Source organism: Hufsiella ginkgonis (assembly GCF_009834915.1).
Taxonomy (GTDB): Bacteria; Bacteroidota; Bacteroidia; order Sphingobacteriales; family Sphingobacteriaceae; genus Hufsiella; species Hufsiella ginkgonis.
The window spans coordinates 1,266,302-1,281,526 of sequence record NZ_WVHS01000001.1 but is presented as its reverse complement, the minus strand read 5'-3'; the positions used below and the strand labels follow the sequence as shown (position 1 = coordinate 1,281,526).

The following is a 15,225-nucleotide window of genomic DNA, read 5'->3' as shown; positions in this document are numbered from 1 at the left end:
AGCGTTTACCCGTAATCTGCCTCCATCGCTTTCCAATCCCGTTTACTGAAATAGTGGAAAAGCACCCAAAAAAGGAGAATGGAAAATACTGCGCCGGTATTGATCGCCCACTCCCAGCGACTTAACGCATAGTGCGCCATGCCCAGGATAAAGATCACGAACATCACCAGGAACCTGGCGAAGGTCTTACCTCCTTCGGTAACTGCGGGCTGCGAAAACGGCAGGTAGGTAACATTAATAATTGCCAGGATAACACCGTACACCAGGATGTTGAAAAACGACAGCACAAGGTCGTTAATAATCACCGGCCCCCACAAAAACAATCCGAAGATGCTCACTACCAGGTAGAACGGCACAAAGTATTTCAACATCACTGCTTTGAACATGCCCGAAACGATCTTCCCCGGCCGGTTATGCGGTGTGGAAAACATCACCCAGGCAGCCTTATATTTTTCTGATTGCGAGATCTGGCTAAGTACGGTCAGAATGACAAAGCTGGTGAGGTAGGTGAGGAGCAGGTAGCCCTGGCCTTCTGTGATTTCCGGCGACCGCGGATCATTTCGGCCGCTGCCTTTTCCCAAAAATACGTAATACACAAAATACACGGGTACATAGGCGAATGAGGGGTACACCTTCACCTTAAAATCGCGGTAGCGGGAAGTTAACCACCAGGTGAGTTTAAAACCGGCCTGCTCCACGGGATCTTTACAAAGAAATTTGGACAGGTTGCTTACAAAAGTCGCCGGCTCTTTAACGGCTGCGGCTCCTGTAGTTGTAACAAGCTGCGGTTCCGGCTCGCTTCCGCTTCCGGCGATAGCCGAAAGTTTGCGGTTAAAACCCGGTGCAAGGTACCTTACCACGATAAAAATAGTTACAAAGGGGACGATGATCCCAATGACACCCATTACCAGTTTGGCGACAGCGAATGTTTCCGGGTGACTAATGGTATCGTAAAACGACGCAAACCAAACCGGCGGGTACACATAAGCGAGCTTATACGCCAGGAGGTTGATACCATGCAGGTCCATACGCGTACTGATGCGTGGCAGCACCTGGTAACCGGCAAACACGAAGATGGAAACGAAGATCTGGAAATACGAGATAAAGTTCTTGAATTTTTCGGGCGACGATACTTTTAATACCAGCAGGTAGATCATGTTTACCACGAAGATGGAAAACAGCGTAGTGGCGATGATCTCGACAAAAAAAGCGATGCCTCCCAGCGGGCCGTCTGTGATAACAACGTAAATCAACCCGGGCAGGCCGATGCTGATCAGCATCTTAAACACGTGCACGGTGATATGCAGGATCCTTGAAGTGGTAAAGGTACTGTCGTTCACCGGCCGTGGCAGGATGATGAAGTTATCGCGCACATCGATGAGTACGCTGGTAAAGTCAGACACCAGCGTAAGGGCCATCATGATCATGAACATACTGAGATACAAGGTATGCCCCAGCAGTGGGTTGCCCATGGTGAGGAGAAAGATCATGAAACATCCCATCAGCGCAAGGAAAAACATGGCTAACAGCGAGGTGTTTTTGGTGTCCTTTTTCTGTTTATGCGCCCGGCGCATCTGGTTGTAAGGCCGGCGGTCGTCCATGAGGAGCTTTACCTCAAGGATCACGCGGAGCTGTTGCGTATCCACACCCATTTTCGTGAACAGCGGCTTAAACAGCATAATAAAATTGATTATAAGCTTATTCATACGGTGCTACTCGAAGGCGTCTAAAAATGCACCGGCAGAATCGCCGATATCTTCTTTCCCGGTGAGGCGTGCGAAAATACTTTCGAGCGACTGCCCGCTGTTTTGTTTCAGCTCCTCGAAGGTGCCGTGTGCGATGATCTCGCCGTTGTTAATGAGCACGATACGGTCTGACACTTTTTCTACCACGTCCATCATGTGTGAACAGTAGAAGATCGTTTTACCTTCCTTCGCAAGGCGCGAAATGATCTCTTTAACCATGATAACGGCATTGGCATCGAGCCCCGACAGCGGTTCGTCGAGCACAATGATCTGCGGGTTATGAATGATGCCCGAGATCAGCATCACTTTCTGGCGCATCCCCTTGGAGAACGTGTCCATGCGCTGATCCATATTCGGCCGAAGGCCAAAATTTTCCAGCATCTTAGTTGCGCGCTGCCGGATCAGGCTTTCATCCATTCCCTGCAGCTTTCCTACAAAATCAAGGTATTCCATGGGGGTAAGCACCTCGTAGATCTCCGCATTTTCGGGCACATAGCCGATGGTGCGTTTGATATCGATCACATTTTCGCGGAGCGGTTTGCCGGAGATCAGGATCTCGCCTTCAAAATCGGCGATGAGGCCGATCAGGATTTTCACGGTGGTGGATTTCCCGGCGCCGTTGGGACCGATGTAGCCGATGATCTGCCCGGGGGAAACATCGAGGTTTATATTCTTGAGTACCTGCTTGGTACCATACGATTTGCCGAGATTACGGATCTGGATAATGGGGACTGTCATAACGTCTATATTATGGTTTTTTTTTGTCTTTTACCGGGAAAGTATTGCCTTCCCCTATTCTTTCCCTAATTTTACCAATCATATATGAAGATACAGGTAGACGATAAAGAATTCGAGCTCATGATTGAATATGAGCAGATCAAAAAACGGATACGCCTGATCGGGATCCAACTTAATGTAGATTATGAGGGCCGCGTGCCGGTGTTCATCGGGGTGTTAAACGGCAGCTTTCTCTTCCTGGCTGACCTGATGAAGGAGATCGAGATCGCTTCTGAAGTCACTTTTATCAAGGTGTCGTCCTACGAGGGCGATTCTTCTACCGGCAGGGTAAAAAAAGTGATCGGCCTGGAGCTAGACCTGCGTAAACGCGATGTGATTATCGTTGAGGACATCGTGGATACCGGTATCACGATGGATCACCTGTTAACTGAACTAAAGCAGCTTGAACCTGCTTCCATTGCCGTATGCAGCCTGCTGGTAAAACCACAATCGATGCAGCATGAAATAGAAGAGCTCGATTACGTGGCTTTCGAAATTCCGAACGATTTCGTGGTAGGCTACGGCCTCGATTACAACGGGCTTGGCCGCAACCTGAAAGATATTTACCGTGCCGTTGCCGTGCCCAGCGAAACATAATACCAGTAATTAACCTATTGATCTATAAAACCTAACTGATGACGTTCCATAAAGAAGGGTATACCTCGCTCGCCCTTACCATCCTCGTAATTTTTGTGCTCAATGCCGTAGCGCATTATTACCTGCCGGATAGCCCGGCGATCCAATGGATCTTGTATACGCTGTCTTTTGTCCTGTTCGTTATCATCGTCCAGTTTTTCAGAAGCCCTTTTATAAAGGTAGCGCAGGACGAAAAACACGTGATTTGCCCGGCCGATGGTAAAGTAGTGGTGATTGAAGAAACCACGGAAACCGAATATTTAAAGGACAGGAGGATCCAGGTATCCATTTTTATGTCGCCCATAAACGTACACGTAAACCGGCACCCGGTATCGGGAATTGTTAAATATTTCAAGTATCACCCGGGGAAATATCTTGTAGCATGGCATCCTAAGTCATCTACCGAAAATGAGCGTACCACTGTTGCGGTAGAAAACAGCCAGGGCGTTACGGTGCTCTTCAGGCAAATTGCAGGTGCGCTGGCACGCCGGATCGTATGGTATGTAAAGGAAGGCGATAAAGCGGAACAAGGAGACCAGTTCGGCTTTATTAAATTTGGCTCCCGTGTAGACGTTTTTCTCCCTATCGGCACCAAGATCAACGTAGAGATCGGTGAAGTGGTAAAGGGAGGGATTACGGTGATCGCAGAATTGTAACTGAGGAGTTATGAGTGGCTATTCTTAAACGCGTTCCATCCCTGCGCCTTTATCCCGTGCGAATTTCCGGATTTTGAGACCATGTTTGCACCCGACGCCTTATCGGTTATATGGCCAATGACCGAAATATCGGGCATGTTCCTGATCTTTTCGTAGTCAGACTGGCCAATGGTGAAGAGCAGTTCGTAATCTTCGCCGCCATTGAGCGCGCAAACGGTGGGGTCAATGCCAAACTCACGGGCGGTTTCGTAGGTCATGGGATCGATGGGGATCTTTTCCTCGTAAAGGGTGCATCCTTTGCCAGACTGTTTGCAGATATGCAGGATCTCTGAAGCAAGGCCGTCGGAAACATCGATCATCGCGGTAGGTTTAATTCCCAGGTCGGCAAGCAATTTTACGATGTCTTTCCTTGCCTCCGGTTTCAACTGACGCTCGATGATGTAGTCTTTTCCTTCAAGATCTGGCTGGATGTTAGGATTTTCTAAAAAGATCTGTTTTTCGCGTTCGAGCAGCTGCAGCCCCAGGTAAGCGCCGCCGAGATCGCCGGAAACGCAAAGCAGGTCGCCTTCTCCCGCGGTATTGCGGTAACAAATGTCTTTTTCGCTGGCATAGCCGATGCTGGTAACGCTAATTACGAGTCCTTGTTTAGAAGCGGAAGTATCGCCGCCTACCAGGTCTACCTGGTACTGATCGCAGGCAAGAAGCACCCCGCTATATAGTTCTTCGACCGCTTCTAACGGGAACTTACTCGACAAGCCTAACGAAACCGTAACTTGCGAAGCAATGCCGTTCATGGCATAAATATCACTCAGGTTTACCTGGATCGCTTTATATCCCAGGTGTTTTAAGGGGGTATAAGCGAGGTCGAAGTGAATGCCCTCCAACAAAAGATCTGTCGACACCAACGTCTTCTTTCCCGAAAAATCCAGCACTGCAGCATCATCGCCCACACCACGGGTGGTGCTGGGATCGTACAGTTTAATATTTTTGGTCAGGTGCTCTATCAGGCCAAATTCGCCGAGATTTTTCAGATCGGTGCGCTCGCTATTTTCAAACATAGGTTTTTTTATGAAGGTACAAAGTTGCGAAATTTAAGGGAGACCGTATTCGCCACGGTACTTTTTATAGGTGTGCGCCGGCAGCTGCACCAGCAACGGGTACTTGGTTTTATCCAGGAACGCGATCAGCCGGAGCATATTTCTTTCGGTCATGGCGGTACAGCCCGCCGTGGGGCTGGCGTTATCTTTCCAGATATGCATAAAGATGCACGAACCGTTACCGGCCACCGGAGTTTCGGTATTGTAAGCCACCACGATACCATATTTATACCCATCGGTTTTGAGGCGCATGGTTTCTGCGGAAGTCCAGTTTTTAGAAAGCGTGTCGGTATTTACTATTCGGTTATAATTGGCCGAAGCCGTATCGTCGACGCAGAAAGTATGGTCATCTACCTTTATCGAACGCAGTTTCGAGGTGATCCCGGCATAGCTGAACAACCGGGTAAGCGGAAAAATTCCTGCGGGTGCGTTTCCGTCGCCTTCCTTCTTTATTTTTCCTTTTGTCCAGCTTTCCGGCTGAAGGCCGTTTCCCCAGGCTAACCCGCTTCTGCCAACAACAATGGAAAAAGAAGTGAAGGCTTTTTCCCATTTACCGTTCACTTTGTAATAACCGCTGAGTGTTCCCCGGGTGTGGTTCCAATCGCCGGTTTTAACAACGACCAGTTGCTCGCATGCCGCCGGCAAAGCCTTTTCCGCCGCCGGCGTAATTAAAGCGAGAATTGCGCTTAAGAAGAAGCTGATCATGGTTCGTACTTAATTTCCCAGGTTTCTACAAACAGTACTTTCCCGTTATCCACGGTTCTTTTTATAATAAGATTTCCGCAGGCATCGTACACATTCTGGTAAACCAGCGTTGAGGCGGAACTGGAGAAATAGACTTCATTTCCGTATTTGTCGGTGATGCGAATGATCTTTCCAGGTTTGCCATTGGTATCTGTGAATGTATCTATCGTAGTATCAGCATTCTTTGGATCTTTTATCCTGGTATACACCAGCGGTTTACCCGGTCCAACGTACACGCTTTCGTACCGGGTACCGCCGTTGTACGCATATTTATTTTCCATCGGCATATCTTCTGCGTATACATAACGGCGGGTCATCCGGTTTTGTGCATCATACTGGTATACAATAGAATCCCATCGCATATCATGCGGCCAGTTGCTCATCTCTTTTACCAAGAGCCCTTTTTTGTTGTAGAAGTAGGTTATTTTGCGGTCGTTTGAATTAGACCTGACCTCCTTTTTTTGTACCAGCCGGTCGTTAGCGAAAGAATCTACCTCCGAAAAAGCAGGGGATATGTCTTTTAGCGAAGCATCACTTTTGTAAGGATTTTCGTCATAAAAAAGATAAAACTTTTTTATGCTGACCATCTTGCCGCAATGCGGCGGCTGCGCAATCGTAGTCATTCCGCCGCTAACGATCATACAAACAACGCCGATTAACCCGGAGATCTTCATGAGTTTTTAAACACAAAAAAGGTGATCACGGCCATAATCGCCAATAAGACGAACTGGGATAAGATTAACTTTTTATACTCCATTTTTTTCGTTGCCATTAACCTGTCGGAAATAAAGAGCACCATGGCTAAGGTGATGTAAATCGCCCCGAAAAGTTTGCCAAAGCCTTTAACGTCAGTTTGCAGCACAAAAAACCTAACGCCGTACAGGAAGAGTAGGATAAAAAGCACGAAAAACGGAGTAAGCCTATATTTCATTTTATTCGTCGGTCAGTCACCGGGTGGTAATACGCGTTTTTCCGAAAACCGGGTGATCATCATTGCGGCCACCGTATCGCCGGTTGAATTCAGTAAAGTCGCCAACGGATCTACCAGTGTACCGATGATCATAGCCGGCGGCAATGCTTCCGGCGGAAAGCCGTAAACAGAGATCATGAGAAGTTCGCCGATATAACCGCCGTTAGGAATGCCTCCCTCTACAATACTCACCAGAACGGTAATCCCGAGGGCGATGAGGATCGTGTCGGCTCCTGTAAAATCCTTGCCAAACATGCCGAAAACGACAGCCATTTTTACGATGGAACTGATGCTCGATCCGTCTTTATGCAGCGTGGCGCCCAAGGGGACGGTGATGTTGGCGATGTACGGTGGCACTCCCATATTTTTCGATGCTTCGAGGTTAGCCGGAACAGTGGCTATGCTGCTGCATGTTCCTACCGCGGTGGCGGACGGGACGATGTTATTTCGCCAGTATTTTTTTATTCCGTCCACACCCCCGGCAATAAAAGCGTATAAACTGAAGAACACGAAAAAATAAAAGATCCCAAAACCGTAGTACAACGCCATCGACCTGGCATAGGTTCCAAAAAGCTCAGGACCAAACACCCCGGTTTGGTACGCAAAGTAAGATCCTAAACCCAGTGGGCCCAGTTTCATGATAATAACCACCAGGCTTTTCATTACTTCGTTGCCAGATACCAGGAACTGCCGGAATGAAGCTCCGCCTTCTCCCGCATGCAAACAGGCGAAACCCGTTAATGTGGAAAATATAAGTAAAGAAAGCATGCTTTTCCTCGACAGCAGGTTGAAAAACTCGCTGGTTGTTAACAAGGTAGTAAGCTGGTCTCCAAAGTTATCCACGGTGTGGATTTCTCCGGGTAACCCGGTGTTGGGAATAGTTTGGTGGATGGGAAATACCCACGTTGCAACAATGGTAAGGAATGCAGATATTAACACGGTGCCCAGGAAAACCAGTGTCATGATCCCCATTACCCGGCTGATCTTATTTGACCTGTCGAGATTGGCAATGGCCGACGCTACCGCAAAGAAAACCAAAGGGATAACGGCTGTAAAAAGCAAGTTGAGGAAGATATCGCCCAGGGGTTTTATCACCTCAATTTTTTTTCCAAATAACAAGCCTACAATACTTCCCGCTGCAATGCCTGTTAATAACCAGATAATACTGCTGTAGCTTTTATAGAATTGAAACCTGGCCATTAAAGAGTTATTAACAATTTAGAAAAACGATCAGGATCCGTTTTTTTAAAATATCGTATCCTTCGGGTCCTCCCGGTGATCAGGATAATCGGTGGTAAAATGCAATCCCCTGCTTTCTTTTCTTAACATCGCGGATTTTATTACAATGTAAGCTGTCTGGATCACATTCCGCAGTTCGCAAAGCTTTACAGATAACTTGGTCTTTTTATAAAAGGATTCAGTTTCATCATATAAAAGACCCAATCGCCGCATGGCGCGTTCGAGCCTGAAATCTGACCGTACAATACCCACATAGTCGCTCATGATCTTTTGTGTTTCGCGCAGGTTATGGGTAACCAGGATATCTTCATTCAGCAGTTGGGTATCTGTTTCATCCCATTCGGGTATATCAGACGGGATCTCATAATCTTTAAATGCCATAACGGCATCTTCGAAAATGCGGTGTGCAAAAACGGTAGCTTCCAGTAAGGAATTGGAAGCGAGCCTGTTTGCTCCATGCAAGCCGGTGGAAGAACATTCTCCACAAGCGTACATTCTCCTGATAGACGATCTTCCATGCTCATCCACCATAATGCCTCCGCACATATAATGAGCGGCTGGCGTAACGGGGATCATATCGCGGGTCATATCAATCCCGATGCTGAGGCATTTTGCATAAATATTAGGAAAATGAGAAAGGATATCTTTCTTCGAACGGTGCCGGATGTCAAGGTAAACGAAATCATCGCCGGAAATTTTCATTTCCGAATCTATGGCACGTGCAACGATATCCCTGGGGGCAAGGGAAAGCCGTTCATCATATAAATGCATAAATTCATCGCCGTTGCGTCTTTTTAACACGCCGCCAAAACCTCTTACCGCTTCGGATATCAGGAAAGAAGGGTATTCGCCCGGGTTATAAAGTGCGGTAGGATGAAACTGGATAAATTCCATATTGCGCACTTTTCCCTTAGCGCGGTAAACCATTGCGATCCCGTCGCCCGTGGCTATAATGGGATTGGTGGTGTTCGAATAAATATGCCCGGCGCCCCCGGTAGCCATGACGGTTACCCGCGACAGTATCTTTTCCACAGAGTTATTCCGTGTATTAAGGGCATAAATACCATAACAGGTAATGTCCCCGGAACTTTTATCCACAAATTTTCCTAAATGGTGCTGCGTGATCAGCTCTATGGCAAAATAGTGGGTGAGAATGGAGATATTAGGATCGCTGTTGATCTGTTCCAGCAAGGCACGCTCTATCTCGAAACCTGTAATGTCTTTATAATGAAGCACTCTGTGTTCTGAGTGACCGCCTTCTTTTGCCAGGTCGAAAAGCCCCTGGTTGGTCATGTCGAAATTGGTACCGTAGTCGATGATCTCCTGGATGCGGGCCGGGCCCTCTTCCACAACGATGCTTACTACGTGTTTATCACATAAACCATCGCCCGCCACCAGGGTATCTTCGATGTGTTTGTCGAAAGAATCTTCTTTATCCACAACGACAGCTACGCCCCCCTGCGCGTACTTGGTGTTAGATTCATCGGCATTTGCTTTTGTAACTATCAGTACCTTACCATGTTTTGCTGCCTTAAGGGCAAAATTAAGTCCGGCTATTCCCGAACCTACAACTAAGAAATCAACATGCTCCATGGAAAAATATATAATATAACATTCAGCTTACCGCGCCACTGTTAATAACCGGTATAAAGATGTTAATTTTGTATTGATAGAAGTTTAATAAAATGTCAAGATGTGTATAAGTACCGTTTTTCTCCCTTTTTACCACGTTTTATACATTAGTTTTGAGCACGAAAAACAAAGATATTAACGTTTTACACCCGAACATTCATTGCACATATAAGTTTTATAGTTTTTTGTTGCAAATAAAAAAGAATTGGTAATCAATGCGATAACCTAACGAAAATGTTAATTTCCTGTGGATAAATTCCTCAAAACAAAAAAACCAAAACTTAAACAGTCACTTTCTTCACATTACTAACACGCTAATAACTCTTAATAAAGGATATTTTAAAAGATATTGTAATTATTGAATCGTTGGGAAATGGATACTTTAGCAGAAATAAATATCAAGGGTTTTGTTGAGGAACCCATCGATCCAAGCCTGGATCTGTTTGATGAGATTGAGAAATTAAAAAGGGAAAAGAATGCCGTTGTTCTTGCGCACTATTATCAAGAGCCTGATATACAGGATATTGCCGATTACATTGGCGATAGTCTCGGGCTTTCGCAGGAAGCGGCGAAAACTGATGCAGACATTATCGTTTTCGCCGGCGTTCATTTCATGGCCGAAACCGCCAAGATACTCTCACCTTACAAAAAGGTGCTGTTGCCTGATGTTAAGGCCGGGTGTTCATTGTCAGACAGCTGCCCGCCGCACCTCTTTGCAAAGTTTAAAGAGAACTACCCGGATCATCTCGTTATCACCTACGTAAATTGTACCGCAGAGCTGAAGGCTTTGAGCGATATCGTTTGTACTTCCTCGAATGCGGTACAAATTGTAGAAAGCCTTCCGAAGGAGCAGAAGATCATTTTTGGTCCCGATCGCAACCTGGGCGCTTATGTTGCCCGGAAAACCGGGCGCGACCTGGTATTGTGGAACGGCGCGTGTATGGTGCATGAAATATTCTCGCAGCAAAGGATCGTAAAGCTGAAGGAACGGCATCCGGAGGCGAAATTTATCGCTCATCCCGAATGCGAGGAAGTGATATTAAAGATGGCGGATTATATCGGCTCCACCACCGGCTTGCTGAAGTACACGATGGATCACCCGGCAAAGGAGTTCATCGTAGCTACAGAAAGCGGTATACTTCACCAGATGGAGAAGGCTAATCCCGGTAAGGTGTTTATCCCGGCGCCGCCGAACAATTTATGTGCTTGTAATGATTGCCCGCATATGAAGCGGAATACGCTCGAGAAGCTTTACCTGTGTATGAAGAATGAATTGCCGGAAGTTACTGTGCCAATGGATATTATAGAACGTGCACGGGTACCGATTGAAAGGATGCTGGAGATATCGGCCAGGCTGGGCTTGTAATATAATAAAACTGCCAGGTCATACCCGGAGGGACAGACCTGGCAGTTTTGCTAATTAAGCCGGACAGTGAGCAGCAAACGGGATTCGAACCCGCGGCCTTTAGTTTGGGAAACTAATGCTCTACCAGCTGAGCTATTGCTGCAGGTTACAGGTAAAATTGTTCTGCGGCGACTAAGGTAATAATATGTAATTGATTTTTGAAGTACCACATGGCTGTTATTTTACCTGTAAAAGATAAATCCCCGGTTTTCGGGACCGAGTGCTTTATTGCGCCAAATGCGACAATTGTTGGCGATGTAACGATGGGCGAAAAGTGCTCGGTTTGGTTTAACGCGGTAGTACGTGGGGATGTAAATTACATTAAGATTGGCGATCATACCAATATCCAGGATAATGCGGTGATCCATTGCACCTACCAGGCGGCAGCTACGGTGATAGGCAATAACGTATCGATCGGTCACAGCGCTATTGTACATGGCTGTACGTTGCATGATAACGTGTTGGTAGGAATGGGTGCTATCGTGATGGATAATGCCGTGGTGGAACCTTTTTGTATTATAGCGGCAGGCGCAGTAGTGCTGGAGAATGCGCTCTGCGAATCAGGGTATCTTTATGCAGGTACACCGGCACGAAAAATTAAGCCGTTAACCGAAGAACAATGCAAGTTGCTGATCAGGTTACCGGATAATTACATCATGTATTCCGGGTGGTTTATGGAGTCTTAGGAATTGTGAGCGGTTCTTCCAGGTCGCGGTTAGCAAGTACCGTCATGGTCTTATCATAGTTCCAGATCATTTCCGGCTGGAGCTTTTCTTTCACTTTCCCCGTATCCCACTTGCCATTGTTATTGGTGTCATAAATAACACGAACAGTGTAGCTATCAGGCGCCAGGCCCGCAAAAGTGATGTTTGAGCTTTTGGTAACGATACTCGTTCGAACGATATCTTTCTCATTCTTTATCAATTGAACGATAAATGAAGAGGAGATGCTATCCGGCAACCTGGTATTGAATATTAAATCACCATAGTTAAGGTCGGGATCCATTATAAAATCTTTTTTATATGCTTTGTTTTTTCCGCCGTTAATACTCGTAAAGGCATTTTCTTCAATTTTAAGAACGTACTTCTTTTTATTACGCCAGTTATATTTTAGGCTGTACCGGCGTATGGAAGACGTATCTTTATTAAACTCCACGTTTGCAAGTGGAATAGAATCTTCGAGCACGGAAATTTTGGAATCGTCTACCGCGGAGATGGGAGCGGATAGGGTAAGATAGATATCGCGTCGCTGCCTGATCTTGCCGTTTTCTACGTTATCGGAAATATTAACGGTGTAGTTGTATTTGTCTTTTTCGTTGCGTCGAAGCGTGATGGTATCGAGTCCTTTACCCTGGTCGTAAAAAGCTACGTCGAGCGTATCATAAGTTATTTTAGGTAGCCAGAGATTCAGTGAATCCCCCGGCTTGTTGAATTCTGCAAATTTTGTCCGGTCGAGCTCAGGTTGTTTAAGGAGCGTGACGGACGGTTTTTTAAGCGGATAGTTAAAGGTGAACAGGTAGTGGCCGTCGGGCTGCATTTTGCGATCCATCCGGAAGTTAACGGGATCCTCTTTAAATACTTCGAGCTTAATACCGGTGATATTTTCTTTGAGTACGATGGAGTCTTTTCGGAAACCGATCAGCTCGTTAGTTGAATTGTAAATGCGGTCGCCACCTTGCTCTTTAAGGGCGTAGATCTTGTAAGTATTTCCGCGAAGATTTTTGAGTGAGAAATTTCCCGAAGAATCGGTGATGGAAAATATGTTCGCCGGTCTCTTTCCAAAAATAGTGTCTTGTTTAATCGGGATAAGTAAAACGGTGGTTTCCATTTCGGGTTTCTTGGTAACCGCATTATAAACAGTTCCTGAAATACTAAGTGAATCGATTACATTCCCTGTCGCAAAAACGTAGCTATAGTTTTTTAGGATATTTCCTTCGTTATAGTCTACTATCGCTTTTCCAAAGTTGATGGTATAGGTCGTGTTCCTTTCGAGCGTGTCCTGGAGATCTATGACGAGTGTTTTTCCCTTAGTTTTAAAAATGGGGTTTTTGTCGAGTGCCGGCGAAATGCTGATTTCTTTTGATTCGTTAGCGAGCTTGAAATATTCGTCGAAAGTTATCTCGATCTTTTTTGCGCTAAAATTGAGACTCAGGTTTTTGGGATACTCCTTAAGAATTTTAGGCGGCGTCCGGTCTCTCGCACCACCTGTGGGTTGTTGAATGCTTGCACATGCCGCGAGAAATGATATTATTAAAAAAAAAGCGATAAATAAATTTAACTCTAAGTTGTCTCTTTGAAAATTGGCCATTTTTAGGCGTTTTAACAAACTTTTGAGTTTGGATGACATAGATGATTCTTATTTTAAAATAATGTGTTTTGCGGCTTTATTTACGTTCATTAAATTAAACAACTAACTATCTGATAGTCAATTATTTAATTATTTACCGGGTGAGATGTACCATTAAAACGGAAATATCAGATGGTGATACTCCCGAAATTCTCGACGCCTGCCCTAAAGTCCTGGGTTTAATTTTCATCAATTTTTCCCGGGCTTCTTTCGACAAGGATACTAACGAATGGTAGTTAAATTCCTGCTTTATTTCCCGGTCTTCGAGCCTTTTCATCTTACTTACTATTTCGTGTTCTTTTTCAAAGTAACTTTCATACTTAATAGCGATTTCGGCATCTTCAATTGTTTCCGGTGAAAAGTTTTGAAGATGTGCAGCGAGCGCGGGATATGCCTGGCTCAATTCGTTTAAACCTACTTGGGGTCTTGAAATGAGTTGAAATAATTTGATGTTTTGCGACAGGGCTGAAGTGTCCAGGGTTTCCAGGTAACTGTTAATAGATGCCGGATCTATGGAATGTGCTTTAGTAAAAGCTACGATATCAGCTGAGCCGCGAACTTTATCCTTAACTTTAGTCAGCCGCTCATCGGATATTAATCCTAATTCATGCCCGATTGGAGAGAGTCGAACGTCTGCGTTATCCTGTCTTAGCAATAGCCGGTGTTCGGCACGTGAAGTAAACATGCGGTAAGGTTCCTCCGTGCCCTTAGTTACTAGGTCATCCACCAGTACGCCGATATACGATTCTGAGCGTTTCATAATGAGCTCATGGAGATCGTTTACTTTTTGATGGGCATTAATACCTGCAAGGAAGCCTTGGCTTGCAGCTTCTTCGTAGCCGGTGGTTCCGTTAATTTGCCCGGCGAAGAAAAGGTTTTTTACCAGTTTAGTTTCCAATGTCAGGTACAGTTGGGTTGGTGGGAAAAAGTCATATTCGATAGCGTAGCCGGGACGAAACATCCTGGCCTTTTCGAAGCCGGGAATTTTGGTTAGCGCCCGGTATTGTACATCTTCAGGTAAAGAGGTAGAGAACCCATTCACATAGATTTCAACGGTATTCCATCCTTCCGGTTCTACAAAGATCTGGTGCCTGTCGCGTTCGGCAAAACGGTTTATTTTGTCTTCGATAGAAGGGCAATATCTTGGTCCAAGTCCTTTTATTCTCCCGGTAAACATCGGTGATTTTTCGAAGCCTTCTTTTAAAGTTTCATGTACTGCCGTATTTGTGTAAGTGATCCAACAGCACCTTTGTTCTTTTGGAAGGTCTACATCGGTATAAGAGAAACGTCCGCGTTGTTCATCTCCCCATTGTTCTTCCATTTTAGTATAATCGAGGCTACGACCATCTACGCGTGGGGGAGTACCCGTTTTCATTCTCCCTGCTTCGAAACCCAGTGTTAATAACTGTTCTGTTAAACCTGTTGCAGCTTTTTCTGCGGTACGTCCGCCCCCAAATTTTTTCTCACCAATATGGATCACACCGTTAAGAAATGTTCCATTTGTTAATACTACTGCTTTGGCCTTGATCTCTATACCTAATGATGTTTTAACGCCGATCACCCGGTCGCCGTCGGTAAGGATGGAGATCACGGTATCCTGCCACATATCAACATTGGAAATACTTTCCAATGTGAGACGCCATTCTTCAGCAAACCGCATGCGATCATTTTGAGCTCTCGGACTCCACATAGCCGGGCCTTTTGATCGGTTCAACATGCGAAATTGGAGACTCGTTTTGTCTGCAATAATACCTGAATATCCGCCCATAGCATCGATCTCACGTATAATTTGCCCTTTCGCTACACCACCCATAGCGGGATTACAACTCATTTGTGCAATTGTCCCCATATTCATGGTTATCAATAACACTTTCGAACCCAGGTTCCCAGCAGCAGCAGCAGCTTCGCAACCGGCATGTCCGGCTCCCACAACAATTACATCATATATGTCAAACATGGTATTTCTATCCATGTTCCA

The 15,225-nt window shown here is 45.7% G+C and carries 13 protein-coding genes and 1 tRNA gene; 4 read left to right on the top strand and 10 right to left on the bottom strand.

What is annotated here, in order from left to right; translation table 11 throughout:
- Window positions 1–5: 5 nt before the first annotated feature.
- Entirely contained in the window at window positions 6–1,706 is a 1,701-nt protein-coding gene (locus tag GS398_RS05420) for a hypothetical protein (RefSeq protein ID WP_160905681.1), read from the bottom strand.
- A 6-nt stretch (window positions 1,707–1,712) separates the two neighbouring features.
- Complete coding sequence (locus GS398_RS05415) at window positions 1,713–2,483, bottom strand: ABC transporter ATP-binding protein (protein WP_160905680.1); 771 nt, start codon at window positions 2,481–2,483, stop codon at window positions 1,713–1,715.
- Between the two features lie 84 nt (window positions 2,484–2,567).
- Here GS398_RS05415 and hpt point away from each other — a divergent pair, with 84 nt between their 5' ends.
- Both hpt and GS398_RS05405 read left to right on the top strand, forming a co-directional pair.
- Entirely contained in the window at window positions 2,568–3,119 is a 552-nt protein-coding gene (gene hpt / locus GS398_RS05410) for a hypoxanthine phosphoribosyltransferase (protein ID WP_160905679.1), read from the top strand.
- 38 nt (window positions 3,120–3,157) lie between these two features.
- Window positions 3,158–3,814 carry a phosphatidylserine decarboxylase family protein gene (locus GS398_RS05405; protein ID WP_160905678.1) on the top strand — a complete coding sequence of 219 codons (657 nt, stop codon included), beginning with the start codon at window positions 3,158–3,160 and terminating at the stop codon, window positions 3,812–3,814.
- Window positions 3,815–3,822: 8 nt separating this feature from the next.
- On the opposite strand, the gene thiL is transcribed toward GS398_RS05405, so the two are convergent.
- From thiL to nadB, 5 genes are all read right to left on the bottom strand, one after another.
- Entirely contained in the window at window positions 3,823–4,872 is a 1,050-nt protein-coding gene (gene thiL, locus GS398_RS05400) for a thiamine-phosphate kinase (RefSeq protein WP_160905677.1), read from the bottom strand.
- 33 nt (window positions 4,873–4,905) lie between these two features.
- The gene (locus GS398_RS05395; protein WP_160905676.1) at window positions 4,906–5,616 is read right to left on the bottom strand and encodes a L,D-transpeptidase family protein; all 711 of its coding nucleotides are present in this window, start codon (window positions 5,614–5,616) and stop codon (window positions 4,906–4,908) included.
- Window positions 5,613–6,329 (bottom strand): hypothetical protein, encoded by a 717-nt coding sequence (locus GS398_RS05390; RefSeq protein WP_160905675.1) that lies wholly within the window; start codon window positions 6,327–6,329, stop codon window positions 5,613–5,615. Before GS398_RS05390 ends, GS398_RS05395 begins: the two co-directional genes overlap by 4 nt.
- Window positions 6,330–6,598: 269 nt before the next feature.
- The gene (locus tag GS398_RS05385; RefSeq protein ID WP_160905674.1) at window positions 6,599–7,825 is read right to left on the bottom strand and encodes a dicarboxylate/amino acid:cation symporter; all 1,227 of its coding nucleotides are present in this window, start codon (window positions 7,823–7,825) and stop codon (window positions 6,599–6,601) included.
- A gap of 45 nt (window positions 7,826–7,870) precedes the next feature.
- Window positions 7,871–9,457, bottom strand: coding sequence for an L-aspartate oxidase (gene nadB, locus GS398_RS05380; protein WP_160905673.1), 1,587 nt, complete (start codon window positions 9,455–9,457; stop codon window positions 7,871–7,873).
- 412 nt (window positions 9,458–9,869) lie between these two features.
- Here nadB and nadA point away from each other — a divergent pair, with 412 nt between their 5' ends.
- On the top strand, window positions 9,870–10,862 hold the full coding sequence (gene nadA, locus GS398_RS05375; protein ID WP_160905672.1) for a quinolinate synthase NadA: 993 nt from the start codon (window positions 9,870–9,872) through the stop codon (window positions 10,860–10,862).
- Window positions 10,863–10,931: 69 nt separating this feature from the next.
- Here nadA and GS398_RS05370 read toward each other — a convergent pair.
- Window positions 10,932–11,004 (bottom strand) — tRNA-Gly (locus tag GS398_RS05370).
- Window positions 11,005–11,071: 67 nt separating this feature from the next.
- Between GS398_RS05370 and GS398_RS05365 the strand changes: the two genes are divergently transcribed.
- Complete coding sequence (locus GS398_RS05365; protein WP_160905671.1) at window positions 11,072–11,587, top strand: gamma carbonic anhydrase family protein; 516 nt, start codon at window positions 11,072–11,074, stop codon at window positions 11,585–11,587.
- Here GS398_RS05365 and GS398_RS05360 read toward each other — a convergent pair.
- Entirely contained in the window at window positions 11,574–13,208 is a 1,635-nt protein-coding gene (locus GS398_RS05360) for an Ig-like domain-containing protein (RefSeq protein ID WP_160905670.1), read from the bottom strand. The genes GS398_RS05365 and GS398_RS05360 overlap by 14 nt on opposite strands.
- 133 nt (window positions 13,209–13,341) lie before the next feature.
- Window positions 13,342–15,204 carry a tRNA uridine-5-carboxymethylaminomethyl(34) synthesis enzyme MnmG gene (mnmG, locus tag GS398_RS05355; RefSeq protein WP_160906001.1) on the bottom strand — a complete coding sequence of 621 codons (1,863 nt, stop codon included), beginning with the start codon at window positions 15,202–15,204 and terminating at the stop codon, window positions 13,342–13,344.
- Window positions 15,205–15,225 lie beyond the last annotated feature (21 nt).